General features: G+C 72.9%; 29 protein-coding genes and 1 pseudogene. 13 read left to right on the top strand and 17 right to left on the bottom strand.

Translation table 11 applies throughout. The features are described from left to right. Position 1: 1 nt before the first annotated feature. From ACWXWW_RS08480 to rpsB, 8 genes are all read right to left on the bottom strand, one after another. On the bottom strand, positions 2 to 286 hold the full coding sequence (locus tag ACWXWW_RS08480; RefSeq protein ID WP_271171751.1) for a hypothetical protein: 285 nt from the start codon (positions 284 to 286) through the stop codon (positions 2 to 4). A 3-nt stretch (positions 287 to 289) separates the two neighbouring features. Continuing rightward, a complete protein-coding gene (locus tag ACWXWW_RS08475) occupies positions 290 to 1,024 on the bottom strand; it encodes an aggregation-promoting factor C-terminal-like domain-containing protein (protein ID WP_421075467.1) in 735 nt (244 codons plus the stop codon). Between the two features lie 56 nt (positions 1,025 to 1,080). Beyond that, positions 1,081 to 1,641, bottom strand: a complete 561-nt coding sequence (locus ACWXWW_RS08470) for a DivIVA domain-containing protein (protein ID WP_455969612.1) — start codon at positions 1,639 to 1,641, stop codon at positions 1,081 to 1,083. Next, positions 1,638 to 2,627, bottom strand: a complete 990-nt coding sequence (locus ACWXWW_RS08465; RefSeq protein WP_271171748.1) for a phosphatidate cytidylyltransferase — start codon at positions 2,625 to 2,627, stop codon at positions 1,638 to 1,640. Before ACWXWW_RS08465 ends, ACWXWW_RS08470 begins: the two co-directional genes overlap by 4 nt. 7 nt (positions 2,628 to 2,634) lie before the next feature. Continuing rightward, positions 2,635 to 3,189: a ribosome recycling factor gene (frr, locus tag ACWXWW_RS08460; RefSeq protein WP_455969611.1), complete on the bottom strand. Its 555-nt coding sequence runs from the start codon at positions 3,187 to 3,189 to the stop codon at positions 2,635 to 2,637. Positions 3,190 to 3,254: 65 nt separating this feature from the next. After that, positions 3,255 to 3,968, bottom strand: a complete 714-nt coding sequence (pyrH, locus tag ACWXWW_RS08455) for a UMP kinase (protein ID WP_271171746.1) — start codon at positions 3,966 to 3,968, stop codon at positions 3,255 to 3,257. A gap of 142 nt (positions 3,969 to 4,110) precedes the next feature. Then, complete coding sequence (gene tsf, locus ACWXWW_RS08450; protein WP_282977645.1) at positions 4,111 to 4,938, bottom strand: translation elongation factor Ts; 828 nt, start codon at positions 4,936 to 4,938, stop codon at positions 4,111 to 4,113. A gap of 77 nt (positions 4,939 to 5,015) precedes the next feature. Further along, the gene (gene rpsB, locus ACWXWW_RS08445; RefSeq protein ID WP_282977643.1) at positions 5,016 to 5,843 is read right to left on the bottom strand and encodes a 30S ribosomal protein S2; all 828 of its coding nucleotides are present in this window, start codon (positions 5,841 to 5,843) and stop codon (positions 5,016 to 5,018) included. A 308-nt stretch (positions 5,844 to 6,151) separates the two neighbouring features. Between rpsB and ACWXWW_RS08440 the strand changes: the two genes are divergently transcribed. Continuing rightward, complete coding sequence (locus ACWXWW_RS08440; RefSeq protein WP_282977642.1) at positions 6,152 to 6,682, top strand: murein hydrolase activator EnvC family protein; 531 nt, start codon at positions 6,152 to 6,154, stop codon at positions 6,680 to 6,682. 28 nt (positions 6,683 to 6,710) lie between these two features. On the opposite strand, the gene ACWXWW_RS08435 is transcribed toward ACWXWW_RS08440, so the two are convergent. After that, positions 6,711 to 7,613 carry a tyrosine recombinase XerC gene (locus ACWXWW_RS08435; protein ID WP_421075466.1) on the bottom strand — a complete coding sequence of 301 codons (903 nt, stop codon included), beginning with the start codon at positions 7,611 to 7,613 and terminating at the stop codon, positions 6,711 to 6,713. A gap of 129 nt (positions 7,614 to 7,742) precedes the next feature. On the opposite strand from ACWXWW_RS08435, the gene ACWXWW_RS08430 reads away from it, so the two are divergent. The 3 genes and pseudogenes from ACWXWW_RS08430 to ACWXWW_RS08420 form a co-directional block, all read left to right on the top strand. Beyond that, entirely contained in the window at positions 7,743 to 8,153 is a 411-nt protein-coding gene (locus ACWXWW_RS08430) for a DUF4383 domain-containing protein (RefSeq protein ID WP_455969610.1), read from the top strand. Then, entirely contained in the window at positions 8,150 to 8,623 is a 474-nt protein-coding gene (locus ACWXWW_RS08425; RefSeq protein WP_455969609.1) for a hypothetical protein, read from the top strand. Before ACWXWW_RS08430 ends, ACWXWW_RS08425 begins: the two co-directional genes overlap by 4 nt. Positions 8,624 to 8,690: 67 nt before the next feature. Continuing rightward, a pseudogene (locus tag ACWXWW_RS08420) lies at positions 8,691 to 8,906 on the top strand (helix-turn-helix domain-containing protein); the annotation flags it as partial. An 837-nt stretch (positions 8,907 to 9,743) separates the two neighbouring features. On the opposite strand, the gene dprA reads toward ACWXWW_RS08420, so the two are convergent. The 7 genes from dprA to rplS form a co-directional block, all read right to left on the bottom strand. Further along, complete coding sequence (gene dprA / locus ACWXWW_RS08415) at positions 9,744 to 10,742, bottom strand: DNA-processing protein DprA (protein ID WP_455969659.1); 999 nt, start codon at positions 10,740 to 10,742, stop codon at positions 9,744 to 9,746. Between the two features lie 158 nt (positions 10,743 to 10,900). Next, positions 10,901 to 12,427: a YifB family Mg chelatase-like AAA ATPase gene (locus ACWXWW_RS08410; RefSeq protein WP_455969608.1), complete on the bottom strand. Its 1,527-nt coding sequence runs from the start codon at positions 12,425 to 12,427 to the stop codon at positions 10,901 to 10,903. Beyond that, entirely contained in the window at positions 12,424 to 12,786 is a 363-nt protein-coding gene (locus tag ACWXWW_RS08405; protein WP_271171736.1) for a YraN family protein, read from the bottom strand. The genes ACWXWW_RS08410 and ACWXWW_RS08405 overlap by 4 nt, the downstream gene beginning before the upstream one ends. Before the next feature lie 108 nt (positions 12,787 to 12,894). Next, on the bottom strand, positions 12,895 to 13,221 hold the full coding sequence (locus ACWXWW_RS08400; protein WP_271171735.1) for a DUF2469 family protein: 327 nt from the start codon (positions 13,219 to 13,221) through the stop codon (positions 12,895 to 12,897). Between the two features lie 53 nt (positions 13,222 to 13,274). Then, the gene (locus ACWXWW_RS08395; protein ID WP_455969606.1) at positions 13,275 to 13,934 is read right to left on the bottom strand and encodes a ribonuclease HII; all 660 of its coding nucleotides are present in this window, start codon (positions 13,932 to 13,934) and stop codon (positions 13,275 to 13,277) included. Next, positions 13,931 to 14,698, bottom strand: a complete 768-nt coding sequence (gene lepB, locus ACWXWW_RS08390) for a signal peptidase I (protein ID WP_271171733.1) — start codon at positions 14,696 to 14,698, stop codon at positions 13,931 to 13,933. Before lepB ends, ACWXWW_RS08395 begins: the two co-directional genes overlap by 4 nt. A gap of 113 nt (positions 14,699 to 14,811) precedes the next feature. Continuing rightward, positions 14,812 to 15,162 (bottom strand): 50S ribosomal protein L19, encoded by a 351-nt coding sequence (gene rplS, locus ACWXWW_RS08385; RefSeq protein WP_271171732.1) that lies wholly within the window; start codon positions 15,160 to 15,162, stop codon positions 14,812 to 14,814. 245 nt (positions 15,163 to 15,407) lie between these two features. Here rplS and map point away from each other — a divergent pair, with 245 nt between their 5' ends. The 8 genes from map (at position 15,408) to ACWXWW_RS08345 (ending at position 23,218) form a co-directional block, all read left to right on the top strand. After that, complete coding sequence (gene map, locus ACWXWW_RS08380; protein ID WP_271171731.1) at positions 15,408 to 16,181, top strand: type I methionyl aminopeptidase; 774 nt, start codon at positions 15,408 to 15,410, stop codon at positions 16,179 to 16,181. 139 nt (positions 16,182 to 16,320) lie between these two features. Beyond that, positions 16,321 to 18,900, top strand: a complete 2,580-nt coding sequence (nirB, locus tag ACWXWW_RS08375) for a nitrite reductase large subunit NirB (RefSeq protein ID WP_455969605.1) — start codon at positions 16,321 to 16,323, stop codon at positions 18,898 to 18,900. Beyond that, positions 18,897 to 19,307: a nitrite reductase small subunit NirD gene (gene nirD, locus ACWXWW_RS08370; protein WP_271171729.1), complete on the top strand. Its 411-nt coding sequence runs from the start codon at positions 18,897 to 18,899 to the stop codon at positions 19,305 to 19,307. Before nirB ends, nirD begins: the two co-directional genes overlap by 4 nt. Before the next feature lie 4 nt (positions 19,308 to 19,311). Next, positions 19,312 to 20,547, top strand: a complete 1,236-nt coding sequence (gene cobA / locus ACWXWW_RS08365; protein WP_455969604.1) for a uroporphyrinogen-III C-methyltransferase — start codon at positions 19,312 to 19,314, stop codon at positions 20,545 to 20,547. Continuing rightward, positions 20,544 to 21,674 carry a uroporphyrinogen-III synthase gene (locus ACWXWW_RS08360; protein ID WP_271171727.1) on the top strand — a complete coding sequence of 377 codons (1,131 nt, stop codon included), beginning with the start codon at positions 20,544 to 20,546 and terminating at the stop codon, positions 21,672 to 21,674. The genes cobA and ACWXWW_RS08360 overlap by 4 nt, the downstream gene beginning before the upstream one ends. Further along, positions 21,671 to 22,375: a sirohydrochlorin chelatase gene (locus ACWXWW_RS08355; RefSeq protein ID WP_455969603.1), complete on the top strand. Its 705-nt coding sequence runs from the start codon at positions 21,671 to 21,673 to the stop codon at positions 22,373 to 22,375. The genes ACWXWW_RS08360 and ACWXWW_RS08355 overlap by 4 nt, the downstream gene beginning before the upstream one ends. Beyond that, positions 22,372 to 22,950 carry a molybdenum cofactor guanylyltransferase gene (gene mobA / locus ACWXWW_RS08350; RefSeq protein ID WP_455969602.1) on the top strand — a complete coding sequence of 193 codons (579 nt, stop codon included), beginning with the start codon at positions 22,372 to 22,374 and terminating at the stop codon, positions 22,948 to 22,950. The genes ACWXWW_RS08355 and mobA overlap by 4 nt, the downstream gene beginning before the upstream one ends. Then, positions 22,934 to 23,218, top strand: coding sequence for a DUF6457 domain-containing protein (locus tag ACWXWW_RS08345; protein WP_271171724.1), 285 nt, complete (start codon positions 22,934 to 22,936; stop codon positions 23,216 to 23,218). The genes mobA and ACWXWW_RS08345 overlap by 17 nt, the downstream gene beginning before the upstream one ends. A gap of 15 nt (positions 23,219 to 23,233) precedes the next feature. Here ACWXWW_RS08345 and trmD read toward each other — a convergent pair whose 3' ends face one another. Continuing rightward, positions 23,234 to 23,932, bottom strand: a complete 699-nt coding sequence (gene trmD / locus ACWXWW_RS08340; RefSeq protein ID WP_271171723.1) for a tRNA (guanosine(37)-N1)-methyltransferase TrmD — start codon at positions 23,930 to 23,932, stop codon at positions 23,234 to 23,236. 185 nt (positions 23,933 to 24,117) lie between these two features. Between trmD and ACWXWW_RS08335 the strand changes: the two genes are divergently transcribed. Next, complete coding sequence (locus tag ACWXWW_RS08335) at positions 24,118 to 25,521, top strand: MFS transporter (RefSeq protein WP_455969601.1); 1,404 nt, start codon at positions 24,118 to 24,120, stop codon at positions 25,519 to 25,521. Positions 25,522 to 25,575 lie beyond the last annotated feature (54 nt).

Raw genomic sequence — 25,575 nt, 5'->3', positions numbered from 1 at the left:
CTCAGAACAGCTTCCAGCAGTGGGTGTGCCAGTGACGGCGCGCCGCGAGATCCGCCTGGGGGCCGAGGACGCCGTCCTCGCGCCACACCACGACGTGCGCGGCGCCGATCTCGATGAGGTTCGCGCAGCCGGGGCAGGCGTACGTCTTCTCCGAGCGGCCGGGACCGACCGGCTGCACCGACCACTCGTGCCCGCGCCGGAACTCCGTGCGACGCCAGCCGGCGATGAGGCGGTCGAGCGAGGCGTCGCCGCCGCTGTCGCGCCGGCGGCGGTTCGACCGCGGCACGGCTCAGTACCAGCCGACCGACTCGGAGTGCCCCCACGCGCCGCAGGGCGTGCCGTAGCGGCCGCCGATGTAGTCCAGCCCCCACGCGATCTGCGTCGCGGGATTCGTCTGCCAGTCGGCGCCGTGGCTCGCCATCTTGCTGCCCGGGAGCGACTGCGGGATGCCGTAGGCGCCGCTGGACGGGTTGTACGCGCTCACGTTCCACCCCGACTCGCGGTTCCAGAGCGCGACGAGGCAGGCGAACTCGCTGTCGTTCCAGCCGCGGCCGGTCACCATCTCGTAGGCGATCGCCTGCGCCGTGCCGGGGTCGGGTGCGACGAACGGCGCGGCCCAGCTCTCCTGCTGAGGGGCCTGCTGGCCGCCCTCGGGGACCTCCGCGACCTCGGGGGTGGGCGTCGGCGTGGGGGTCGGCTTGACGTACACCTCGTAGGCGCCGAAGTCGAGGCTGCCCGCGTGCGCGAGGTCCGCCGCGGCGATGTAGACCTGCGCCTCGTCGGCTGCCGTGGCGAACGACGACATCCCCTCGGTCGCCTGCTCGGCCTGCGCCATCGAGGCGCCGGTCGTGACGATCGTGCCGCCCAGGAGGCCGAAGGCCGCGAGCCCCGCGAGCACCGACATCACGCGACGGCGGGGCGTGCGCTCGTGCGTCGACGTCTGCAGGAGCGCCGCGTGCTGGGTCGCGATGGCGCGCGCCTCGCGGCGCGTGAGGGCTCGGGTCTGCTCGGGTCCGGAAGTCACAGTTCCTCGAGTCTAGCGTGTGTTATGCGACTGTGACATACCCGGCCCCCGGGTGGTCAGCGCACGGCGAGCATGATCTCGATGACCGCGTCCAGGACCGCGTCGACCTGCTCCTCGCGGTAGCCGTCGCGCGTCATCCGGAACGCCATCTGGCGGATCTGCTCGACCGTGAGCGGGGCGCCCTGCGCGAGGTAGGCGACGATGCGATCGGCCACGAGGTCGACCTCGGAGCGGGCGTATCCGTACCGCAGGAGGCCGACGCGCGCGAAGCGCTCCCCCTCGGGCCGCTGGAGTCGGTCCAGCACCACCTGCGCCTCGCGGCGGGTGCGCTCGACCCAGGCGTCGGCGCCCTCCGTCCTGACGGCGCGCTCGCGCTCCCGAGCGGCGAACGCGTCCTCGACTCGGGCGAGGGCCGCATCGACCGCGGAGATCCGGTATCCGCCGCGCACGAGCGGGAAGGCCGCCGAGCGCACCTGCTCGGCATCGAGCTCGTCGTCCCCCTGCTGCTCGAAGGCGGCACGGGCGCGAGCGAGGAAGGCATCCACCGCGTCGCGCTGGTAGCCCTTCTCGCGGCCCGTCGCGAGGGGGAACGGCAGGGTGGTCGAGGAGTCCGTCACGATACCGCCAGAGGTGAGAGGAGGAAGTGCAGGGCGAGCGTCGCCACCGCCGACGGCAGGATGCTGTCGAGCCGGTCGAGCACTCCGCCGTGGCCGGGGAGCGCGGACGACATGTCCTTGATGCCCAGATCGCGCTTGATCATCGACTCGCCGAGATCACCCGCGGTCGCCGTGCAGAGGATGACCGCGCCGAAGACGAGACCGGCCCACCACGGGATCCCCAGCATGAACTGCGCGAGGAGCGCGCCCGCCACGAGCGCACCCAGGGCAGCGCCCGCGAATCCCTCCCAGGTCTTCTTCGGGCTGATGCGCGGGGCCATCGGATGGCGGCCGAACGCGAGTCCGGATGCGTACGCCGCGGTGTCGGCGACCACCGCGACGATGAGGAACGCGAGGATCCACCACTCGCCGCGGTCCTCGCGGAGGAGCACGAGCGCGAGGCTCGCGAGGAACGGGACGTACAGCGGCACGAATGCCCCGACGAGCACGTCGGCCAGCACGTCCTGCGGCGTGCGGCCGTCCTGCGCCGTCATCTGCGCGAGGAGGCGCCACACGACGATGAGCGCCATGGCGGCGAAAAGGGCGACCCAGTGGAGCCAGAGGTCGGCGAAGTAGCCGGCGGCGAGGATGAGGACGACCGCCGCGAGCTGCGGAGCGAGGTCGATGCGCCGGCCGCCGTCGCGCAGCGCGCGCCACAGCTCGTGCACGCCGAGCACCGACACGAGCAGCGCGACGACGGCGAAGAGCCACTTCACGACGAGCAGCGAGACGACGACCGCCGCGCCCGCTGCGACGCCGACGAGGATCGCCGCGATGAGGTCGCGCCCCGTGCGCTGCTTGATGCGCTCGTTCTTCTCCTCGAACTGCTCGCGCGCATGCGCGACCTGATGCTCGAACTCGCCGCGCGCCGCGTGCACGCGCTCGTGGAACGTGCCCTGCTCGCCGCGCGGCTCGCTCGGGGGCTCCGATCCGGGGACGTCCGTCATCGCCAGGTCAGACCTCGAGGAGCTCTGCCTCTTTGTGCTTCAGCGCCTCGTCGATCTTGTCCACGTGCGCCTTGGTGACGGCGTCGAGCTCCTTCTCGCCGCGCACGATGTCGTCCTCGCCGATCTCGTCGCGGAGCGCGTCGAGGTCGTCCTTCACCTGACGGCGGATGCCGCGCAGGCGGACCTTGGCGTCCTCGCCCTTCGTGCGCACGATCTTGACGAACTCCTTGCGGCGCTCCTGCGTGAGCTCCGGCATCGTGATGCGCACGATGTTGCCGTCGTTCGTCGGGTTGGCGCCGAGGTTCGGCATCTCGCGGATCGCGTCCTCGATCGCCTTGAGGGCCGACTTGTCGTAGGGCGTGACGATGAGCGTGCGCGCCTCGGGGTTCGCGAGCGACGCGAGCTGCTGGAGCGGCGTGGGCGTGCCGTAGTAGTCGACGAGGATGCGCTGGAAGAGCTGCGGGTTCGCGCGGCCGGTCCGCACGGTCGCGAAGTCCTCCTTCGCCGCCTCGACGGCCCGATCCATCCGGGCAGTGGCATCGGCAAGAACGTCCGCGATCACGGTGACTCCATTCGTCGGTGGTGCTGGGGAAAGTCTAGTGGGCGCCGTGCCGGCGCCCGGCGAGGTCACGCCGTGACGAGCGTGCCGATGGGCTCGCCGCGCAGGGCGGCCGTGACGTTGCCGGCGGGCTCCATGCCGAACACGCGCATGTTCATCCCGTTGTCCATGCAGAGGCTGAAGGCCGTCGCGTCGACGACCTTGAGGCCGCGCATGAGGGCGTCCGAGTAGGTGACGTGGTCGAGTCGCGTCGCCGTCGCGTCCGTGCGCGGATCGGCCGTGTAGACGCCGTCGACGCCGTTCTTCGCGACGAGCACCTCGGTCGCGCGGATCTCGAGGGCCCGCTGCGCGGCGACCGTGTCGGTCGAGAAGTAGGGCAGGCCGGCGCCCGCGCCGAAGATGACGACGCGGCCCTTCTCGAGGTGGCGCTCCGCGCGCAGCGGGATGTACGGCTCGGCGACCTGGCGCATCTCGATCGCGGACTGCACGCGCGTGGCGGCGCCCGCCTGCTCGAGGAAGTCCTGCAGGGCGAGGGCGTTCATGACCGTCCCGAGCATGCCCATGTAGTCGGCGCGCGCCCGGTCCATGCCGCTCTTGGAGAGCTCAGCGCCGCGGAAGAAGTTGCCTCCGCCGACGACGACCGCGACCTCGACGTCCTGCGACGCCTCCGCGATCTCGCGCGCGATCTGGCTGACGACATCCGGGTTGACCCCGAGCTGCCCTCCCCCGAACGCCTCGCCGGACAGCTTCAGCAGCACCCGCCGCTTGGTCACTTCGCTCACTGTGGATCCTCTCGTCGCCGATACACGCTACCGGTCGCAGGCGGCAGCTCCCTGTGCAGGCACGCGGATGTCGCGTGTCGACCTCCGCGCGCAGAGAAAGGGGGCTCGGATCCGCGGATCCGAGCCCCCTTCCGTCACGTCGTTACGCGCCCACCTTGAAACGCGCGAAGCCCGTGATCGTGATGCCGGCGTCCTGCGCGACCTTCGCGACGGACAGCTTGTTGTCCTTCGCGTAGTCCTGGTCGAGCAGCGCGACCTGCTTGAAGAACGCGTTCACGCGTCCCTCGACGATCTTCGGGAGGGCGGCCTCGGGCTTGCCCTCGTTGCGGGAGATCTCGGTGACGATCTCGCGCTCCTTCTCGACGTCGGCCGCGGGGACCTCGTCGCGCGAGAGGTAGGACGGGTTCGCGAAGGAGATGTGCTGCGCGATGCTGCGCGCCGTCTCCGCGTCGTCGCCCGTGTACGCGACGATGACGCCGACCTGCGGGGGCAGGTCCTTGCTCGTGCGGTGCAGGTAGACCTGGAACGCGTCGCCCTCGAGGGTGCGGACGCGGCGGAGCTCGACCTTCTCGCCGATGATCGCGGCCTCATCGGAGATGAGCTGCTCGACCGTCTGGTCGCCCGCGGTGGCCGCGAGGGCCTCCTCGACCGAGTCGGCGGCGGCCGCGGCGGCGGCGTCGGCGACCTTGTCGGCGAGCGCGATGAAGCGGTCGTTCTTCGCGACGAAGTCGGTCTCGCACGCGAGCTCGACGAGCGTCGCCTTGCCGCCCTGCTCGCGGGCGACCACGAGGCCCTCGCTCGTCGCGCGGTCGGCGCGCTTCGCGTTGCCCTTGGCGCCCTTGAGGCGGAGGATCTCGACGGCCTTCTCGACGTCGCCGTCAGCCTCCTCGAGCGCCTTCTTGGTGTCGACCATGCCGGTGCCGAGCTGCTCGCGCAGAGCCTTGATGTCGGCGATGCTGAAGTTGGCCATGGGTGCTGGCTCTCCTTGTTCGTGGTGGAACGGTGACCTGAGCGAGGCGGGCCCGGTGGGGCCCGCCTCGTCGAGCATTACTCCGCTGCGGGAGCCTCGGCCGGCGCGGCCTCGGCGGCGGGAGCCTCCGCGACCTCGGCGGGCGCCTCGGTCGAGCCCTGCTCGAGGAGCTCGCGCTCCCACTCGGCGAGAGGCTCGGCCTCGCCCTCGGGGTTGTGCTTCTGCTGGAGGCCCTCGGCGGCGGCGTCGGCGATGATGCGCGTCAGCAGCGAGACCGAGCGGATGGCGTCGTCGTTGCCCGGGATCGGGTACTGCAGGTCGTCGGGGTCGACGTTCGTGTCGAGGATGCCGATGACGGGGATCCCGAGCTTCTTCGCCTCGTCGATCGCGAGGTGCTCGCGCTTGGCGTCGACGACCCACAGGGCCGACGGCGTCTTGCTGAGGTTGCGGATGCCGCCGAGCGACTTGTGGAGCTTGTCGAGCTCGCGGCGCTTGAGGAGGAGCTCCTTCTTGGTGAAGCCCGTGCCGGCCGGGTCGTCGAAGTCGAGCTCCTCGAGCTCCTTCATGCGCGCGAGGCGCTTCGACACGGTCGAGAAGTTGGTGAGCAGACCGCCGAGCCAGCGCTCGTTGACGTAGGGCTGGCCCACGCGGGTCGCCTGCTCGGCGAGCACCTCCTGCGCCTGCTTCTTCGTACCGACGAAGAGGATGGTGCCGCCGCGCGCGACGGTCTCCTTGACGAAGTCGTAGGCCTTGTCGATGTAGCCGAGCGACTGCTGGAGGTCGATGATGTGGATGCCGCTGCGCTCCGTGAGGATGAAGCGCTTGACCTTCGGGTTCCAGCGACGGGTCTGGTGTCCGAAGTGGACGCCGCTGTCGAGCAGCTGGCGGATGGTGACGACGGCCATGGTCGTGCTCCTTGATCTGGGCGCTCGCGCGCCATGCGGTTGATTCCGCCGATCGGACGATCGGCGAGCCTGGTGCCCGACGCACTCCCGCCCTTCGAGAAGGGACCGAGGGGAGTCGCGCCACGACGATCGTCCGGAGACGAGGTCGCTGAGGGCACGCGTAGTCATCCCGAGACGGGATGCATCCCCCAGCATACCAGGCGCTCGTCTCCCCCACGGCGCGTGCACAGGCGCGCGACACGCGGCTCCCTCGTCCCCCGCCGCGCATTCGAGCGAAGCGGGCCGCCGCGCGCGCCGAGGCTGAGGACATGCAGCGCACAGCCCGCTCCGTCCTCGTCCTCCTGGTCGCACTCGTGTGCGCCGGCGCGGCTCCCGCGGCGGCGCATGCGCCGTCCGCGGCACCGGCCGACACCGAGGTCCGCATCGAGACCGCCGAGCAGTGGGTGTGGCCCGTGAGCCAGGACGTCCGGATCGTCCGCCCCTTCGAGGCGCCGCCGCACCGCTACGGTCCGGGGCACCGCGGCATCGACCTCGCGGCCGATGCCGCTCCCCTGCGCGCCCCGGCGTCGGGAGTGATCGCATTCGCGGGGGTCGTGGTCGACCGGCCGCTCCTGACGATCGACCACGGCGACGGGCTCGTCACGACGCTCGAGCCCGCGACGACCGAGCTCGCCGTGGGCGACGCGGTCTCCCGCGGGCAGGAGATCGGCGCGCTCGCGTCGGGCGGCCACGCCGCGCCCGGCGCGGTGCACTTCGGGGTGCGCCTCCACGGCGAGTACATCAACCCGCTCCTCCTGCTCGGCGGGGTTCCCCGGGCGGTGCTCCTCCCCTGCTGTTGAGCGCGGCTCGCCTCCGGGCGATCGCGCGTCAGGCGCGCGGATGCGCGAGGCGGTAGGCCGCCGCGAGGCGCTCGGAGGAGACGTGCGTGTAGATCTGGGTCGTGCCGAGACTCGCGTGACCGAGGATCTCCTGCACCGCGCGGAGGTCGGCGCCGCCATCCAGCAGGTGCGTCGCGGCGGAATGCCGCAGGGCGTGCGGCCCCACCGTCTCGACGCCCATCGCGGGCGCGACGGTGCGGGCGACGAGCTCGTAGACCGTGCGCGGCCCCACGCGCCGACCGCGTGCGCCGAGGAAGAGCGCGGCGCCTGCTCCATCTCCGCGCGCGGCCAGCGCCGGGCGCCCGCGCGTGAGGTACGCGCCGATCGCGCGCGCGGCCGGCGCTCCGAACGGCACGACACGCTCCTTGGCGCCCTTGCCGACGACGCGCGCCGTGGCGCGATCGAGATCGACGTCGTCGACATCGAGGCCGCACAGCTCCGAGACCCGCACGCCCGCGCCGTAGAGGAGCTCGATGAGCGCGTGGTCGCGCAGCGCGAGCGGGTCGCCGTCGGCCGCAGCCGCGGCCATCCGGCGCAGGAGGTCGTCGAGGGCAGGTGCCGCGGCGACGTGCGGCAGGGTCCGGCCGCGCTTCGGCGTGACCAGGCGCAGGCTCGGGTCCACCTCGATGAGGCCCTCCTCGCGAGCCCAGCGGAAGAGCGCGCGCGCCGACGACGTGCGCCGGGCGACGGTCGAGCGCGCGTCGCCGCGCTGCGTCGCGCGCCACAGCCAGTCGCGCAGCGCGTCGAGGTCGACGTCGGCGAGATCGCGATCGCCGACCGCATCGGCGAGATCGGCGAGGTCGGCTCGGTAGGCGCGGACGGTCGCGGGCGAGAGGCGCCGCACCGTCTCGAGATGCGCGCCGAACGCGTCGATCGCGCGGAGCAGCTGCATCCTCCGATGGTGCCCCGGCCCGCGCGGGGACCGGGCGCGCCGCGCCGGTTCGCACGCCGCCCATCCGGATCGGCGGCGGCTCCGAAGAGAGATCGACACGGATGGACCGTGCCAGAACGGAGCAAACTCATGCGCACCTCAGTCAATCGGATCGTCGCCACCGTCTTCGGAGCCGTGTACGTCCTCGTCGGGCTGCTCGGCTTCGCCGTGACGGGCGGCGTCGGATTCCTCGCCACGGAGGGCGGGCTGCTGCTCGGGATCTTCCAGGTGAATCCGCTCCACAACATCGCGCACCTCGCGATCGGCGCCGCGCTCGTCGCGGCCGGGATGGCGGGGGTCCGTGCGGCGAGGGCCGTGAACGCGACCGTCGGCGCCGCGTACCTCCTCCTCGGGATCGCGGGCTTCTTCCTCGCCGGCACGGCTCTGAACATCCTCGCGCTCAACACCGCAGACCACGTCCTGCACCTCGCGAGCGCTCTCGTGCTCCTCGCGGTGGGGCTCGGCGCCGAGCGGTCCGTGGGGCGGGATTCGATCGCGTGACGTTCACCGGCACCTGGCCCGCCCTCGCCGCGTGCGGGGCGGGCCTGGCCCATCTCGCCGTCGCCGCGGGGTCCCCCTGGTGGCTGCTGGCTCTCCTGTGCGCCGCCGGAGTCGCCGAGCTGGGCTGGGGCGCGGCCGCCCTGCGTGCCGGGCGCATCGTCGCGTCGCGCGCGGCGCTCGGCGGCTCGCTCGCCCTCGCCCTCCTGACGACGGTGATCGGCGTCGCGGGCGGGATGGGTCCCGCTCCGATGGCCGTCGCGATCGCGCTCCTGCTCGTCGCGGCGGCGGCCGCCGCGCGCACCGTGCGCCGCAGGGCCCGCCCCGCGCGCGGCGGCACCGCGCGCGCCGTCCTCGGCATGCTCCTGGGCGCGACGCTCGTGGCCGCCGTCACGACGCCTGCCCTGTCGCTCACCGAGCCCGGGACGCAGGCGGTGCCGCACGGCGAGATGCACGGCGGGCACGCGCACTGAGAGCGAGGAGCCGCTGTCGCGAGATCGGGGTTGCATCTCAAGCCGCTTGAGGCCTCAGGGTGAGGACATGAACACTTCCGAGAACGCTCTCTCCTCCATCGGCGAGGTGGCGCATCGCACCGGACTCAGCGTCAGCGCCATCCGCTACTACGACGACGAGGGACTCGTCGACGCGACCGACGCCACCGACGGAGGCCATCGCCTCTACGACGTGGACGCGATCGCCCGGCTCGAGCTCGTCCGCACGCTGCGCGACCTCGAGACCGGTCTGCCGCAGGTGCGCCGCGTGCTCGCCGGGACGAGCTCGCTGCGGGATGTGCTCGCCGAGCATCTCCACGTGATCGAGACGCGGGCCGCGGATCTGGACGCGAAGCGCGCCGTCCTCCGCGCGCTCGTGCGACAGGAGGGCACGGCGGAGCGCGCGAACCTCCTGCGCAGGCTCGTGACGATGCCCGATGCCGAGCGTCAGCGGCTCATCGACGACTTCCTCGACGAGGTCACCGCCGGCCTTCCGCAGGAGGCGTCCGAGCGCATCCGCGACGTGCGGCCGGTGCTGCCGCCCGACCCGGCCCCCGAGCATCTCGACGCCTGGCTGAGCCTCGCGGAGCTCCTGCAGGATGATCGGTTCCGCGCGGCGATCCGCTCCTACCTGCACGCGACGTACGCGCAGTTCCCCGGTCCGGAGATGTCCTCGCCTCCCGTGCAGGACTTCATCCACTCGGCAGGCGCCGACCTGATGCGCCGGCTCACGGCCGCTCACCAGGCGGGTCTCGCGGCGGACGATCCCCACGTGGCCTCCCTCGCCGCACAGCTGGTCGACGAGCTCGCCGGGACGTTCGGCGTCGCGGCCGACGACGACCTCCGCGCACGGCTCGCCGAGCGCTATCGCACGGTCGACAGCCTCACCCTCGAGTCCCTTGAGGACGAGGAGTACCGCACGACCGAGGGCCGCTATCTCGAGCTGGTCGCGATCGTCAACGGCGGCCGCACCCGGATGCCGCCCTTCTCGACGGCGCCCACCGCACGCGGGGTGACGGAGACGGCCCGAGTCTCGGAGACCTCGGCCGCTGGCTGGCTGCGGCGATCGCCGGAGGGTCGTGAGCGCAGGAACCCTCGGATCTCAGGCGAGCACCCAGCCGCCGTCCGTCCGTCGCACCGCGCCGGCCAGCTCGAGCAGGCCGAGCGCGGCCTGCACGGCCTCCACGGCCATCCCGCTGCGCCGTGCGATCTCATCGACATCGCGTGGGGAGCGGGAGGCGAGCGCATCGCGGACGCGGACCTCCTCCGCGGATGGACCGCCCAGAGCGGTCGCGTCGTCGGCTCCCTCGCCGATCAGCTCGAGGACGTCGGCGGCCGACGTGATGCACTGCGCGTCGAACTCGCGCAGCAGGCGATGACAGCCGGCCGAGGTCGCACTCGTCACGGGTCCGGGCACGGCTCCGAGCGGCCGCCCGAGCGCCGCGGCGTGCCCTGCCGTGTTCAGCGTGCCGCTGCGCGCGCCGGCCTCGACGACGACCGTCGCGGCGCTCAGCGCGGCGATGCACCGATTCCGCTGGAGGAACCGCCACTTGGTCGGCGTCGCGCCCGGCGCCGTCTCGCTCACGATCGCGCCGACGCGCGCGATGTCGGCGAACAGGCGAGCGTGCCCGGCGGGATACACGCGGTCGGCGCCGCCGGCGACGACCGCGACCGTCAGCCCGCCGACGCCGAGCGTCGCGCGATGGGCAGCGCCGTCGATGCCGTACGCGGCGCCCGAGATCACGCCGATGCCGCGGGACGCGAGCTCGCCCGCGAGCTCGGCCGCGACGTGCTCCCCGTATGGCGTCGCCGCGCGTGCGCCCACGATCGCGACCGAGCGTGCGATGCGCGAGAGGCCCGTCACGTCGCCTCTCGTCCACAGGGCGAGCGGCGCGTGCGTGCCGAGGTCGGTCAGCTGCTCGGGCCACCCCGCGTCCTCCGGGGTCACGAGCACCAGCCCCGCGCGAGCGCCCTGCGCGAGGGCCTGCGCGACGTGCGCGGGGTCGAGCCGCGGCTGCCACCGCGACCGAGCGGCCGCGAGCGCCTGCGCGCCCAGCCCCAGCTCCGTGAGCGATCCGTCGTGCAGCCCCGCCTCGACCATCCGCAGAGCCTCATCCGGACCGTGCGCCGCGACGAGCGCGCCCGCGGTCCCGTCGCCCGGCTCGACGATGGCGGTCCACACCGCGCGCGCCAGACGGGCCGGATCCTCCCGGCTGTGCGGCGCGCCCGCTCGGCGCACGCGATCGTCGTCGAGCAGCGTCATGCCACGACCCCCTTCTTCAGGAACAGCGCCCTGCCCACATCCGCCGCGTCCGGCCGGTCCCTGCCGGCCAGATCGGCGACCGTCCAGGCGACCCGCAGCACGCGGTCGTAGCCCCTCAGGGTGATGAGCCCGCGCTGGAGCGCGGCGTCGAGCCCCCGCAGCGCCGCGGCGTCAGGCGCTCGCGGCCCGCGCCGCAGCCACGTCCCGGGGACCTCGGCGTTGATACGCCAGGGCGTTCCCGACAGCCGCTCCCGCGCCCGATCCCGCGCCGCGAGCACGCGCTGCCGCCCCTCCTCCGATGACATGGCGTCTCCCGCGCGCGTCTGCGCGATGCTCGCGATCCGCTCGACGTGCAGATCGATGTCGATGCGGTCGAGCAGCGGACCCGAGAGGCGCTGCGCGTACCGGCGGATGATGTGCGGAGAGCACGTGCACGACCCGCCGCGCACGCCGTACTCCCCGCACGGACAGGGATTCATCGCGAGGACGAGCTGGAAGCGCGCCGGGAAGCGCGCGGAGAACCCCGCGCGGTGGATGTCGATGCGCCCCTGCTCGAGCGGCTGGCGCAGCGCGTCGAGCGTCGACGACGACGCCTCGGTCGCCTCGTCGATGAACAGCACCCCGCGGCTCGCGCGCGCGATCGCACCCGGCCGCACGGTGCGCGACCCGCCGCCGACGAGCGCGGCGGTCGACGCCGAGTGGTGGGGCGCCTCGAACGGCGGCCGCCGGTCGAGGCGCACGACCCGCTCCCCCGCGAGCGACCGCAGCGATGCGGCCTCGAGGGCTGCCTCGTCGTCGAGCGGCGGGAGGATGCCGGGCAGACGTCGGGCGAGCATGGTCTTGCCCGCTCCCGGCGGGCCCGACATGAGCACGTGGTGACCGCCCGCCGCGGCCACGACGAGCGCCTCGACGGCGTCGCGCTGCCCCACGACGTCAGCGAGGTCGACGTCGTCCTCGTCGGCCTCGGGCGCCGGCGGGCCGGGGATCGGCGGGACGTCCGGCACCTCCACCTCGGAGCCGTGCCACGCCGCGACCTGAGCGAGCGAGATCGCCCCGCGCACCTCGGCGCCCGCGACGAGCTCGGCCTCCTCCCGGTTCGCCCAGGGGACCACGACCCGGGTGCGGCCCGCGGCGACCGCGGCGCGCACGGCCGGCAGGATGCCCGGCACGGGCCGCAGTCGCCCGTCCAGCCCCAGCTCGCCGAGATGCACGACCTCGGCCGCCGATGACCGGCGCAGGCGGTCGTCGGTCGCCAGCGCGGTCACCGCGATCGCGAGATCGAATGCGGTCCCGTGCTTCGGGAGCCCCGCCGGCGACAGGTTCACGGTGAGGCGCCGGTACGGGAGCATGAGCCCGCTGTTCTCGCACGCGCTCGTGACCCGGCGCGCGGCCTCGCCGAGCGCGCGGTCGGCGAGGCCGATGATCCGGATCTCCGGCTGATGCGACGTGACGTCGGCCTCCACCTCGACGAGCTCGCCCGTGAGCCCGGTGAGCGCGACCGCCCACGTCCGCGCGACCGTCATCGGAGGTCCTCGAGATGCTCGAGGGCGCCCGTCCCGGGATCGGCGCCCACGATCGCGACCGCGTCGATCCGGAGGGATCGGCCGAGCAGCGCTCCGGGGTGCGCGCGGGTCCACGCCGCCGCGAGCCGCCACAGCCGACGCAGCTTGCGCCGGTCGACGGCCTCGAGCGGATGGCCGAAGGCCGTGCCCGTGCGCGTCTTGACCTCGACGACCGCGAGCCGTGTGCCGCGGCACGCGACGATGTCGATCTCCCCGTCAGCGCACCGCCAGTTGCGGTCGAGGATCTCGTACCCGATCGATGAGAGGTACTGCGCCGCGCGCTCCTCGCCCGCTCGACCGAGGTCGTCCTTCCGTGCCATGACGGCAGACTGCCTGGACGGACGACCGGATGCGGCGGCGGACGGCCGGGTGGGGAGACGGCGCGCCGCGGGGCGCGCCTGTGCAGACGGCGTCGCCGCGCGGGGATGCTACTTGCCGTCGAGCGAGAGCTCGTCGGGCAGCTCGAAGTCGCGGCGCGACAGCTCCTCGATGTTCACGTCCTTGAACGTGAGCACGCGCACCGACTTCACGAAGCGATCCGAGCGGTAGATGTCCCAGACCCAGACGTCCTTCATCGTGATCTCGAAGTAGAAGTCGGTCTCGGTGTCGTGACGGACGACGTCGACCTCGTTCGCGAGGTAGAAGCGGCGCTCGGTCTCGATCACGAACTGGAACTGCGAGACCACGTCGCGGTACTCGCGGAACAGAGCCAGCTCGAGCTCGCGGTCGTAATCCTCGAAGACATCGTCATCCATGGTCCTCCCATCCTAGGCGTCCGGGATGCCGCGTCGCGCCGCTCGAGGACGGCTCAGAACAGGGCGGGCGCGTCGGCGATCGCCCACGACCGGCGGTGGTGCGCGCTCAGACCGTGCTCGCGGATCGCGGCACGGTGCGTCGCGCTCGCGTAGCCCTTGTTGCTGGCCCATTCGTAGACCGGGAGCTCGTCGTGAAGTCCGGTCATGAGGCCGTCGCGCGCGACCTTCGCGATGACCGATGCCGCAGCGAGCGACGCGCAGTCGCGGTCGCCCTTGACCACCGTGCGGATGTCGAGCCCCGCGCCGCGCACGGGCGAGATGTAGTCGTGGTTGCCGTCGAGGAGCACGACCCCGGCCGCGGGCGCGTAGCCCTGCTCCTCGAGCGACGCGAGCGCGCGGACGGCCGCGAGGCCCAGGGCGCGGATGATCCCGATCTCGTCGACCTCCGCGGCCGTCGCCCAGCCGAGCGCGCTGGCCCTGACCCACGCGGCCGCGCGGTCGGCGACGTCCGCGCGGCGTCCGGCGGGGACGAGCTTCGAGTCGCGCAGCCCCTCGGGAACCGTGCAGGCGACGGCCTCCGCGTCCACGACGGATGCCCCGATGGTCACGGGCCCGGCGAGGGCGCCGCGCCCGACCTCGTCGAGCGCGAAGACGAGCGGCGCCTCCGCGAGGAGCGCCCGCTCGTGCGCGATGGTCGGTGCGACGACGGTCATCCCGCGGCGCTCGCCTTCTCCTCCTCGGCCTCGTCCTCGCGGTCGGGGATGCCCCGGAACACCTCGTGGTGCCCGTCGACCGTCCCGAAGCGGTCGAGCGGCCAGGTGAGGAGGAACACCCGGCCCACGACGTTGTCGATCGGCACGAATCCGCCGCCGGGCTGGTCCGTGTGGAAGCGCGCATCGCGCGAGTTGTCGCGGTTGTCGCCGAGCACCCACAGGGCGCCCTCCGGCACGACGACGTCGAACGGGTCGTTCGAGGCCTGGGTGTCGCCCTCGGGCAGCTTGAGGTAGCCGAGCTCGTCGACCGGCACCCCGTTGACGGTGATCTGCCCCAGAGCGTTGCAGCACTCGACGTGATCGCCCGGCAGCCCGATGATGCGCTTCACGAGGTGGTCGTCCGAATCGCCGGCCGACAGCCCCACGAGGGTCAGGAGCCCGTCGACGGCCTCCATGAACGGCGACTGCTCGGGCGCCTTCGGCTGCGGATCGAGCCAGCCGCCCGGATCCTCGAACACGACGATGTCCCCGCGCTCGTAGCCCGTCCACAGCGGCGTGAGCTCGTCCACGAGGATGCGGTCGTCGATCTGGAGGGTGTCCTCCATCGACGCCGACGGGATGAAGAACGACCGGACGATGAACGTCTTGATGAGGAACGACACCACCAGCGCGACCACCACGATGACGGCGATGTCGCGCAGGAACATGAGGATGCCCCGTCCGCGCTGCTCCGGCTGCTCGGCGGTCGTGGTGTCGCTCGTCATGGGGTCCTTCGCGTCCGCGCCGCCGAGGTGACGGGGGCGTTCCTCCAGAATCTCACATGAACGCAGACACCCCGTGCCGCGGGGCACGGGGTGTCTGCTCGGATCGCGTGAGATCAGGCGTTCTCGCGCTTCTCCTTGATCTTCGCCTTCTTGCCGCGCAGCTCGCGCAGGTAGTACAGCTTCGCGCGACGCACGTCACCGCGCGTGACGACCTCGATGTGGTCGATGACCGGCGAGTGCACGGGGAACGTGCGCTCCACGCCGACCTGGAAGCTGATCTTGCGGACCGTGAAGGTCTCGCGCACGCCCGAGCCCTGGCGGCGGATGACGACGCCCTGGAACACCTGGATGCGCGAGCGGCTGCCCTCGACGATGTTCACGTGCACCTTGACGGTGTCACCGGGGCCGAACGCGGGGACGTCGGAGCGGAGCGAAGCCGCATCGACGGCGTCGAGAATGTGCATGACGGTTCTCTTCCTGCGGCCGCCTCAGGTCGACCGCCTTCGAAAATGGGGTATCGCACGTGCATGTGGGATCCCGTGGACCCTCGGCTCCCCTGCGGCAGAGCGCGAAACGGCCCGCGCCGACGGGCGCGGTCGTCACAGCACGACATCCCATTGTCTCACACCAGGACCCGCGCCACGATCCGCGGGTGCCGCCCCTCGCCGCGCATCGGGGAGAATGGAGGTTCGAGCGAGAGGACACACCCATGATCGAACTGCGCACCCCGGCCGAGATCGAGCAGATGCGGCCGGCTGGCCGGTTCGTCGCGGAGACCCTCGCGACCCTCCGCGAGGAGACGAAGGTCGGCACGAACCTCCTCGCGATCGACCGTCGCGCACACGAGCTCATCCGCCGGGCAGGGGCCGAGTCGTGCTACATCGACTACCACCCGTCGTTCGGCGCGAGCCCGTTCGGCAAGGTCATCTGCACGTCGATCAACGACGCGGTCCTCCACGGGCTCCCGCACGACTACGCGCTGCGCGACGGCGACCTCGTCACGCTCGACTTCGCGGTCTCGATCGACGGCTGGGTCGCCGACTCCGCTGTCTCGTTCGTCGTCGGCACCCCGCGCGACGAGGACCTCGCCCTCATCGACACGACCGAGCGCGCGCTCGACGCGGCGATCGCCGCCGCGACGGTGGGCAATCGCGTGGGCGACATCTCCGCGGCCATCTCGCAGATCGCGCGTGCCGACGGCCTCTCGATCAACACCGACTTCGGCGGCCACGGCGTGGGCCGCATCATGCACGGCGACCCGCACATCCCGAACGACGGCCGCCCCGGGCGCGGCTTCCCGCTCAAGCCGGGTCTCGTCATCGCGATCGAGCCGTGGTTCCTGCAGAGCACCGACGAGCTCGTCACCGACCCGGATGGCTGGACGCTGCGCAGCGCGGACGGCTCGCGCGGCGCGCACAGCGAGCACACCATCGCGATCACGGAGGACGGCCCGATCGTCCTGACGGACCGCTCGCACCTCTGACGCCGTCCTCACATCCGCCGCTCAGGCGGTTGTGAGCGAAACGTTCGCTCGGGGAAACCCCGGGCCGCGCAGACGGGAAACACCGCGCTCCTACGTTCGTGTCACGACCTCGAAGTGACCCTCGAACGCAGGAGCCGCCATGACCGCCGTGGACCCCTTCCCCTCTCGCATCGTCGTCGTCGGCGCCGGGATGGTGGCGCATCGCTTCGTCGAGAGCCTCCTCAGCCGCACGACGGACCCCTGGCACGTCACCGTGCTCGGCGAGGAGCGCCGTCTGCCATACGACCGGGTCGGCCTCACGTCGTTCTTCTCGGGAGCCACCCCCGACGACCTGACCCTCGACCCCGGCGTCTTCGACGACGATCGGGTCGAGCTCCTCCCCGGAGAGCCGGTCATCCGCATCAACCGCGCGGAGCGCACCGTCACGACCGCCGCGCGCCGCGACATCCCCTATGACACGCTCGTCCTCGCGACGGGCTCCTACGCCGCGAAGGTCGCCGTCGACGGCTCCGACCTCCCCGGCTGCTTCGTCTACCGGACGATCGACGACGTGCAGCGCATGCGCGACTTCGTCGCCGCGCGGTCGGCGCAGCTGGGCAGGCCGCTCGTCGGCAAGGTGATCGGCGGCGGGCTCCTCGGGCTCGAGGCGGCAGGAGCGCTCCAGGGCCTCGACGTCGCCTGCACGGTCGTTCAGTCGTCCGACCGCCTCATGTCGGCCCAGCTCGATCTCGCCGGCGGCAACGCGCTGCGGCGCCTCATCGAGGCGCGCGGGATCGAGGTGCTGACCCAGGCCCGCACGACCCGCCTCGACCCCGACCGCTCGGGCAGCGTCGCGGGGCTCGAGTTCCAGGACGGCTCCTACGTCGGCGCCGACATCGTCGTGTTCACGGTGGGCGTCCGCCCGCGCGACGAGCTCGCCCGTGCCGCCGGGCTCCCCGCGGACCCACGCGGCGGGGTCGTCATCGACGACCGCTGCCGCACGGCCGACCCGTCGATCCTCGCGATCGGCGAGGTCGCGAGCTTCGACGGCCAGTGCATCGGCCTCGTCGCACCCGGGTACGCCATGGCCGAGGTCGCGGCGACGCGGCTGCTGGGCGGCGACGCGACCTTCCCCGGCTTCGACGACTCCACCAAGCTCAAGCTCTCGGGCGTCGACGTCGCGAGCTTCGGCGACGCGTTCGCGCGCACGCCGGGCGCTCTCGACGTCAGCTACGCCGACCCGGTGGCCGGCGTGTACAAGAAGCTCGTGCTGTCGGACGACGCCAAGACCCTGCTCGGCGGCATCCTCGTCGGCGACGCGTCGGCATACGGCTCGCTGCGCCCGCTTCTGGGCAGCGCGCTGGGCGCCGACCCCGTCGCCTACCTCATGCCCGAGGGCGGAGTCGAGGCTCCCGGCGGCGACCTCCCTGACGAGGCGATCATCTGCTCGTGCTCGAGCGTCACGGCGGGGCGCATCCGCTCGGCCGTGCACGACGACGGCTGCACCGACGCTGGCGAGGTGAAGGCGTGCACGAAGGCGGGGGCCACGTGCGGCTCGTGTCTCACCACGGTGAAGAAGATCGTCGGCCAGGAGCTCGCGAAGATGGGGCAGACCGTCTCGAACGCGCTCTGCGAGCACTTCGACATGTCCCGGCGGCAGCTCTTCGACGCCGTCCGCGTCTCGGGTCTCGACACGTTCTCCGCCGTCATCGAGCGCTTCGGGCGGGGGCGCGGCTGCGACATCTGCAAGCCCGCTCTCGCGAGCATCCTGTCCGTCCTCGTCGGCCGCCACGTGCTCGACGGCGAGAACGCGACGCTGCAGGACACGAACGACCACGTCATGGCCAACATGCAGAAGGACGGCACCTACTCGGTCGTCCCGCGGATGCCCGGCGGCGAGGTCACGCCGGAGGGCCTCATCGCGGTCGGAGAGATCGCGCGCGACTTCGGCCTGTACACGAAGATCACGGGCGGGCAGCGCGTGGACATGTTCGGCGCGCGGCTCGAGCAGCTGCCCGCCATCTGGGCACGGCTGATCGACGCCGGGTTCGAGTCGGGCCACGCCTACGGCAAGTCGCTGCGCACGGTGAAGTCGTGCGTCGGATCGACCTGGTGCCGGTACGGCGTCCTCGACTCGGTCGGCATGGCGGTGCAGCTCGAGCTGCGCTACCGCGGCCTGCGCGCCCCGCACAAGCTCAAGCTCGGCGTCTCGGGATGCGCGCGCGAGTGCGCAGAGGCCCGCGGCAAGGACGTCGGCGTGATCGCGACCGAGACGGGATGGAACATGTACGTGGGCGGCAACGGCGGCTTCACCCCGCGCCACGCGCAGCTCCTCGCCGAGGGCCTCAGCGACGCCGAGCTGCTCACGGCCATCGACCGCTTCTTCATGTACTACATCCGCACGGCCGACCGCCTGCAGCGCACGGCGCCGTGGTTCGAGGAGCTCGAGGGCGGCATCGAGGGCCTCCGGGAGGTCATCTTCGAGGACAGCCTCGGCATCTGCGCCGACCTCGACGCGGCGATGGCGGCGCACATCGACAACTACGAGGACGAGTGGGCGGCCACGCTCCGCGACCCCGAGAAGCTCAAGCGCTTCCAGTCCTTCGTGAACGCCCCCGACACCCCCGATCCCTCGATCGCGTTCGTGCCGGAACGCGGTCAGATCCGCCCCGCCAGCCCCGAGGAGCGCGCCGCCGGCGGCGTCCTCATCGCCGGCACGACCCTGGAGGTGCGTCGATGACGCTCACGCAGACCGATCCCGCGACGGCCCCCGTCGCCCGCTCCTGGGTGCGCGTGTGCGCCGTCTCCGACCTCGAGGTCGAGCGCGGCCGCGCCGCGCTCATCGGCGACACGCAGATCGCCCTGTTCCTCCTGCCCGGCGGCGCCATCCACGCCGTGTCGAACCTGGACCCGTACAGCGACGCGCACGTCATGTCTCGCGGTATCGTCGGCACAAGGCGTTTCGTCGAGACCGGACAGGACGTCGAGTCGGGGCAGGACACCCCCACCGTCGCGTCCCCGATGTACAAGCAGGTGTTCGACCTCCGGACGGGGGCGTGCCTCGACACGCAGGGCAAGGATCCCCGCTCGCTGCGGGTCTGGCCCGTGTCGCAGCAGGGCGACGACGTCTACATCCGATGGGAGTGAGCCGATGACCACGATGCTCGGCGTCTCGCTGTCCGGTCGCGATGTGCTCCTCGTCGGCGGCGGCGCGGTCACGGCGCGGCGGCTCCAGCGCTTCCTCGACGACGGCGCCCTCCCGCGTGTCGTCGCCCCCGACCTCTCGCCCGCGGTCCGCGACCTCGTGGAGGCTCACGGCGTGCCCTGGGCGCCGCGGCGGTTCCGCCGCGAGGACCTCGACGGAGCGTGGCTCGTGCACACGGCGACGGGCGACCTGCAGGTCGACCTGCGCGTGGCCGCGCTCTGCGAGGCGCAGCGCGTCCTGTGCGTCAACGCATCGGATGGCGCGCACGGCACCGCGCGGATCGCCGCCGACACGCGCTCGGGCGACGTGGTCGTCGGCGTGATGTCCGACGCCGGGGTCGACCCGGGTCGCGCGGCGCGCCTCCGCGACGCGATCGAGCGGCTCCTCGTCTCGGGACGCCTCCCGCTGCGCCGACGCCGCGGCGGCGCGGCCGGCCGCGTCGACCTCGTCGGAGGGGGCCCGGGCCCCGTCGACCTCATGACCGTGCGGGCGCGGCGGCTCCTCGCCGAGGCCGACGTCGTCGTCGCCGACCGGCTCGGCCCGGCGGATGCGCTGCTGCCCGAGCTCGACCCCGACGTGCTCGTCATCGATGTGGGGAAGCGCCCCGGCCACCATCCCGTGCCGCAGGACGAGATCAACCGGCTCCTCGTGGCGCATGCGCAGGCCGGGCGCCGCGTGGTCCGGCTGAAGGGCGGCGACCCCTTCGTCTTCGGCCGCGGCGGTGAGGAGCTCGCCGCCTGCCTCGCGGCCGGCGTGCCGGTCGAGGTGGTCCCCGGGCCGACGAGCGCCGTCTCCGTGCCGCAGGCGGCGGGCATCCCGGTCACGCACCGCGGAACCGCCGCGTCCGTGCACATCGTGAACGGCCAGGGCGAGATCGCCGACACGACGCTCGCCGCGCTCGCCGATGCCGCTGTCACGACGGTCTTCCTCATGGGCGTCGCGGCGCTCCCGCGCATCGTCGCGGCGGCGCTCGCGCACGGCGTGCCGGAGGACCGCCCGGTGGCGATCGTCGAGAGCGGGCACACCCCGCAGCAGCGCACGACACGCACGACCCTTGCCGCCGCGGTCGCCGATGCACGCGCCGCGGGGGTCCGCAACCCGGCCGTGATCGTCATCGGAGACGTCGCGCGCGCATCCCTCCTCCTCCCCGAACCCGAGCTGGCAGGTGACACCACCACGTGACCGCACGTCCTCCCCTCTCCGCAGCCCTCGACGGCTGCACCGTCGTCATCGCCGTCGACCGTCGCGCGGGCGAGCTCGCCGCCGCGCTCGAGCGCCACGGAGCGCAGGTGCGCCAGGCGCCCGCGGTGACGATCGTCTCCCACATCGACGACGAGGCGCTCGTCGACGCGACGCGCGCGCTCATCGCCAACCCGCCCGACATCGTCGTCGCCACGACCGGAGTCGGCTTCCGCGGCTGGATGGAGGCCGCCTTCGAGGCGGATCTCGCCGACGAGCTCGCGGCCGCCCTCTCACGCGCGCAGATCGTCGCGCGCGGCCCGAAGGCGCGCGGCGCGGTCCAGCAGGCGGGCTTCACCGCGGACTGGGTCGCGGAGTCCGAGACGTCCGCGGAGCTCGGCGAGTACCTCGTGACGCAGGGCGTCGAGGGGCGCAGGATCGCCGTGCAGCACCATGGATCGGGCGCCGACGGCCTCGACGAGCTGTTCGAGAGCCACGGCGCCGACGTCGTGAGCCTCACCGTGTACCGATGGGGCCCGCCGCCCGACCCCCAGGTCGTGCTGCGGTCGGTCATCCAGGCCGGCGACGGCGAGGTCGACGCCGTGCTCTTCACGTCCGCGCCGGGCGCGGCCGAGTGGGTCGCCGCGGCCTCCGCGGCGCACGCGCTCGAGGACATCCGCGACCGCGCAGCCCAGGGCCGGCTCCTCCTCGCCGCCGTGGGACCGATCACGGCCGGCCCCCTGCAGGACGCGCGACTCCACCCCGTCGTCGCCGAGCGGGGTCGGCTCGGCTCCCTCGTGCGCACGGTCGTCGCCTACTTCGGCGCGGGCGGTGCCCCGCACGCGCAGACGAGCGCCGGCCGCTTCGAGCTGCGCAGCGGCGGCGCCGTGATCGAGGGGCGCTTCGTGCCGCTCTCGCGCACGGGCATCGACGTGCTCGACATGCTGTTCCGCGCGCGCGGCGCGGTCGTCACGCGCGCCGAGCTGCAGCACGCCCTCCCGCGCTCGAGCCAGAACTCGCATGCGGTCGAGATGGCCGTGGCGCGCCTGCGCGAGGCGCTCGGGGTGCCGGATGTCATCAAGACGGTGGTCAAGCGCGGCTATCGTCTCAACGTGGAGGACCAGGAATGACGACGCTCATCGCGTGCTCGCACGGCACCCGCTTCGAGGAGGGCCGCGAGGCCGTGCGGGCGCTCGTCGACGAGGTGCGCACGCTCCTGCCGGATGTGCGCGTCGAGCAGGCGTTCGTCGACGTCGAGGAGCCCGAGGTCGGCGACGTCGTCGCCCGGGTGGCAGCCGACGGGCCCGCCGTCGTCGTCCCGCTCCTCCTCTCGACCGGGTTCCACACCGAGGTCGACATCGCGCGCGCCGTGGCGCCGTTCCCGCACGTGGTCAAGGCCCCGGCGCTCGGGCCCCACGACCTGCTCGCGCTCGTCCTCGAGGCCCGACTCGACGAGGCCGACGCGCCAGAGGCCGGCCGACGCGACGGCGATCACGTCGTGCTCGCGGCGGCGGGATCGACCAACCCGGCTTCGGTCGCCGATGTCGAGGGGGTCGCCGCGCGCCTGCGTCGCGTGCTGCCCGTCCCCGTGACGATCGGGTACGCGGCGGGGGCCGATCCGCGCATCCCCGACGCCGTCGAGGCCGCCCGCGCGGCCGGTGCAACGCGCGTCATCGCGGCGAGCTACGTCCTCGCGCCCGGCTTCTTCGCGAACCTCGTGCGCCAGGCCGGCGCCGACGTCGTGACCGCGCCGCTCGGCGCGGACCGCCGCGTCGCGGCCATCGTGGCGGAGCGGTACCGCGACGCGCTCGCGCTCCTGCCCGCGGCATGACCGCGGCCATCCTCCTCGCGGGCGGGCGCGCGTCCCGGCTCGGCGGCGTCGACAAGCCCCTGCTCGACGTCGATGGGCGCTCCCTCCTCGCCCGCGCGCTCGACGCCGCCGCGGGCTGCGCCCCGGTCGTCGTCGTGGGCCCTCCGCGTGCGGGAGTCGAGGGCGTCCTCTGGGTGCGCGAGGAGCCGGAGTACGGCGGCCCCGTCGCCGCGGTGGCCGCCGCGCTGCCGCATGTCGACGCCGAGAGCGTGCTCGTGCTCGCCACCGACCTCCCTCGCGTCGAGGAGGCGGTCCGAGTGCTCGACGACGCGGCGGCGCTCCTGCCCCCGGGCGACGGCGTGTGCCTCGCCGACGAGAGCGGGCGTCCGCAGTGGCTCGTGGGCCGCTACCGCACGCGCGCGCTGCGCGAGCGCGCCAAGCGCATCCCCGTCGCCGGTGCGTCGTTCCGCGAGCTCATCGCCGAGCTCTCGATCTCGGTCGTCCGCGCGCATGAGGGAGTGGTCGCCGACGTCGACACCTGGCAGGATCTGGAGCGGGCACGCGGCGAAGGGCGGCACCATGACCGAGACCACTGACCGGACCCTCCCTCCGGAGGCACTCGACACCTGGGTCGACGCCGTGTGCGAACGGCTCGACCTGCCGCGCGAGGAGGTCTCGATCGCGCTCGTCCTCGACCTCGCGCGCGATGTGGCCCACGACGTCGCGCGGCCGGCCGCGCCCGTGAGCGCCTTCCTCGCGGGCCTCGCGGCAGGACGGCGCGGCGGATCCGCCGACGAGGCGGAGGCTGCCGTGCGCCTCGTCGCGGCTCTCGCCGCGCAGTGGCGCGACGGCGCGGCTCGGTAGGGCCGCCTCGCGGCGCTACTCGCCCGCGCGGAGCTCGTCCGGCAGGAGGTCGGGGCGGACGCGGCGCGTCCGCTCGATGCTCTGCTCCCTGCGCCAGGCGTCGACCGCACCGTGGTTCCCGCTCAGCAGCACGGGCGGCACCTCGAGGCCGCGCCAGACGGCGGGCTTCGTGTAGATCGGGTACTCGAGCAGCCCGATCTCGTGCGACTCCTCCACGAGGCTCTCCGGGTTGCCGACGACCCCCGGCACGAGCCGCGCGACGGCCTCGATCATCGCCATCGCGGCGACCTCGCCCCCGTTGAGGACGTAGTCGCCGAGGCTCACGAGCCGCACGCGACCGCGCTCGGCGTAGTGGTCGATGACCCGCTGGTCGATCCCCTCGTAGCGCCCGCACGCGAAGACGAGCTGGCGCTCGTCGGCGAGCTCGCGCGCGACGGCCTGCGTGAACCGCTCCCCCGCGGGCGACGGGACGATGAGCACCGCGTCGTCGCCGAGCACGTCGTCGAGCATCTCGCCCCACGGCTCGGGCTTCATGACCATGCCGGCCCCGCCGCCGTACGGCGTGTCGTCGACCGTGCGGTGCCGGTCGTGCGTCGCATCGCGCAGATCGTGGACGCGCAGGTCGAGCAGCCCGCGATCGCGCGCCTTGCCGATGAGGGAGACGTCGAGCACATCGAAGAACGCCGGGAAGATCGTGACGATGTCGATGCGCATCCCCCCAGTCTAGGAGCGCCGGAGCCGTGTTTCCGGCATGTCACACGACGGTCATCGCGGCCGGGCGCGGCGCGTGACGGGACGGTGATGCGTCCGTCACCGCCTCCCCCGCACGCGGAAACATGCGCCCCCTAGCGTCGGAGGCGCATCCCTTTCCGCTGTCGGACCTCTCATCAGGAGACGCCATGGCCACGCCAACGAGCACCACCCCCGAGAGCACCACCCTCCCCTCATCCGCCTCGTCTCTCGTCGTCCGCCCCGGCCGCTGGGTCGACGGCTGGGACGCCGAGGATCCGGCGTTCTGGCAGAGCACCGGCCGGCGCATCGCGCGGCGCAACCTCGGATGGTCGATCTTCGCCGAGTTCCTCGGCTTCATCGTCTGGCAGCTCTGGAGCATCGTCGTCGTGATGCTGCCGAGCGCCGGGTTCGCGCTCGCGAGCGGCGAGCAGTTCTGGCTCATCTCCCTGCCGAGCCTCGTCGGCGCGACGCTGCGCTTCCCGTACACCTTCGCGGTCGCGCGCTTCGGCGGCCGCAACTGGACGATCGTGTCGGCGGGGCTCCTGCTCGTCCCGACGATCCTGCTCGGGATCGTCGTCCAGAACCCGGACACCCCGTTCGGCGTGCTGCTCCTCGTCGCCGCGCTCGCGGGCGCCGGCGGCGGCAACTTCGCGAGCTCGATGGCGAACATCACCTACTTCTTCCCCCAGCGGGAGAAGGGCTGGGCGCTCGGCCTGAACGCCGCGGGCGGAAACATCGGCACGTCGGTCGCGCAGCTGCTCGTCCCGATCGTCGTGACGCTCGGCGCGGCCGGCACGCTGAACATCCAGCTCGCCGGATGGATGTGGGTTCCGCTCATCCTCGTCGCGATGTGGGGCGCATGGCGCTTCATGGACAACCTCTCGACGGCGAAGGCCGACGTCGCGGGCGCGGCCGCCGCGCTCCGCGAGCCGCACCTGTGGCTCATGGCACTCCTCTACATCGGCACGTTCGGCTCGTTCATCGGCTTCGCGAGCGTGTTCCCCAAGCTCATCGCCGATCAGTTCCCCGCGTTCTCCACCTTCCAGGTCGGCTCGGCGTCGCTCACGCTCGCCTTCCTCGGAGCGCTCGTCGGATCGGTCGCCCGCCCGTACGGCGGCCGGCTCGCCGACCGCATCGGCGGCGCGCGGATGACCATCGCCGCGTTCGCGCTCATGATCGCCGCCACGCTCGCGCTCATCCTCACCCTCCCCCTCGGGAGCTTCTGGATCTTCCTCGCGTGCTTCCTCGTGCTGTTCCTCGCGACGGGCATCGGCAACGGCGCGACGTACCGGATGATCCCGAGCATCTTCGCCGCGCGCGGCGCGGCCACGGCCGGAGAGGCGCACTCGGTCGGCACCCAGCGCAAGGCCTCGGCGGCGCTCGGGCTCATCTCGGCGATCGGCGCCTACGGCGGCTTCGTCATCCCTCAGGTGCTCAACGCGTCGCAGGCCGCGACGGGCGGCTACACGCTCGCCTTCTGGGGCTTCATCGCCCTCTATGCCGTGCTGCTCGCGATCACGGCGCTCGTGTACGCCGTGCCGCGCGCGTCGCTCGCGCGTCACCGCATCTGAGCTCCGCGCGGATACGACGATGGCCCGGTCTCGAGACCGGGCCATCGTCGTATC

The organism is Microbacterium sp. KNMS (assembly GCF_053851835.1).
Note: the sequence above shows the minus strand (reverse complement) of the source record. Positions and strands in the feature narration are given on the sequence as shown.